Source organism: Pseudomonas sp. ABFPK, from assembly GCF_001586765.1.
Classification (GTDB): Bacteria; Pseudomonadota; Gammaproteobacteria; order Pseudomonadales; family Pseudomonadaceae; genus Aquipseudomonas; species Aquipseudomonas asiatica.
This window is the reverse complement of record NZ_LQXW01000073.1, coordinates 1-1,708: the sequence shown is the minus strand read 5'-3', so window position 1 is coordinate 1,708 and position 1,708 is coordinate 1. Positions and strand designations below refer to the sequence as shown.

The window sequence follows — 1,708 nt, the reverse complement described above, 5'->3', positions numbered from 1 at the left end:
CCGCTCTCATCAAACAAAATGCAACCCGCTGTTTTTTAAGCACCTTAGGCTGCCACCAATTGATATCCCAGCTTTCGGGCTTTGCGAAGCAAAGCCCGAAGCTGTCGGTCTTGGCTTTTGGCTTCGAATGCTTCGAGCCCCTGTTCAACATAAGTCTGTTTTTTTGTCAGCAGTGTGTAGACCAGTCGAGCCAGTTGGTGTGCAGTGGCTTTGATGGCGCAACTGGTGTCCATGCGAGTCAATCTGGCTCGATGCGATGCCCCGATGAAACCCTTGTCGTTGCGTGCATTTGAAGCGGCCTGCTTGAGCGCCTGTGCCGCTCGGTTAATGACCTTAGGACCGCCCCCTGATAGCTGGCGGCCGCCTGAGATACGAGTCGGCGGGGCCAACCCTAGCCAGGAGCAAAAGTGCTGGGATGATGGAAATCGTGAGAGATCAGAGCCGATCTCTCCCGCCAGCACCAGGGCGGTGTCCACGCCAATTGTTGGAATAGCGGTCAAATCGACCCCTAGCACCTGCCAGAGGGCTTGGTGTAGCGCTGCCTGTTGAGCGCTCGTCCGGTGTGGGCTTCGCAGCGCTTTCCTGGGTGGTTGTGGTTCATGCTCTAGTACGGGTAGTTGTTCCAATGCCTTTCCGATGACGGCATCGCATTCAGCGATCTGTTGCTCAAGAAAGTCATAGGCTGCGAGCTCCTGCGCCAATGCATGCAGGTGCTCTCGTCGCCAATTGCCATGCAGGCTACGCGCAATGGTGTCTTTACCTGCCTTGATGCGGCCATCGGTCAGCTCAGCCAATCGAACAGGATCTCGCTCACCCGCGATGATTGCTCGCAAAATTCTCATGCCCGTCACGCCTGAAATATCACTGATGACATTGGCCAACTGGATGTTCATTTGGCTCAGTGCCTTCTGTATCCGGTTCAAGGTTTGAGCCTGGTCTTTCACTTTGAAAGCCCGTTGCCTGACCAGTGAGCGAACGCAGCATGTTGGGTCGCTTGGGCGAAAAGCGCCTCGCAAGAGACCATGAGTCATCAGTTGCCAGATCCATTGGCAATCCAGCACGTCAGACTTGCGTCCAGTTATTTGCCGGGTAGCTCGGGCATTAACAAGATAGACCTCGAATCCCCGTTCGCTGAGGATTTCGTAAATCGGAATCCAGTAAACGCCTGTGGACTCCATGGCTACGACCTTGATGGCCAAGCTATCGAGCCAATCGGCCAGCTTGTACAAGTCGTCGGTAAAGGACGTGAATGACTGAACGGCGTTCTCGTACTGGGGATCAACCGCGACAAAGTGTTCTCGACTACCTACATCAATCGCAGCGCAGTCGGGATGAACGATGGTGAAGCGTTGCTTGGAAGGCTTGCGCGCCATGGTGAATACTCGCAGGATAAAGGGCGCGCGGGGCACACGGTGGCGAAAGGGTTCACTCTCTCATACGTGGTCACAGCTGATTCAGCTGATGCCTACAGGGACTTCACGCCGATACCGTGCGGATCACTCTCCCACGCGGATGTGCTGACACACACCAGTGCTGGCTACGATCTCTGTCCCGCGCGCTCAAACCCTAACAAAGCGAAAGGCGGCTGGCCCTAATAGGCCAGCCGCCTTTTCTTTTTCAAAATGTCAGCGCTGCCACAGATCTGAAGTCATGCGCCTCATGTTTGCTGCGCGACAGCGCAGCCCGGAAGGGCTGGGTGATCTCCCAC

Annotated in this window: 1 protein-coding gene; it reads right to left on the bottom strand. The window is 55.6% G+C overall.

Annotated features, from left to right (window positions below; all coding sequences use genetic code 11):
- Positions 1-44: 44 nt before the first annotated feature.
- Positions 45-1,373 (bottom strand): IS110 family transposase, encoded by a 1,329-nt coding sequence (locus WM94_RS26710; RefSeq protein ID WP_038410380.1) that lies wholly within the window; start codon positions 1,371-1,373, stop codon positions 45-47.
- Between the last annotated feature and the right edge of the window lie 335 nt (positions 1,374-1,708).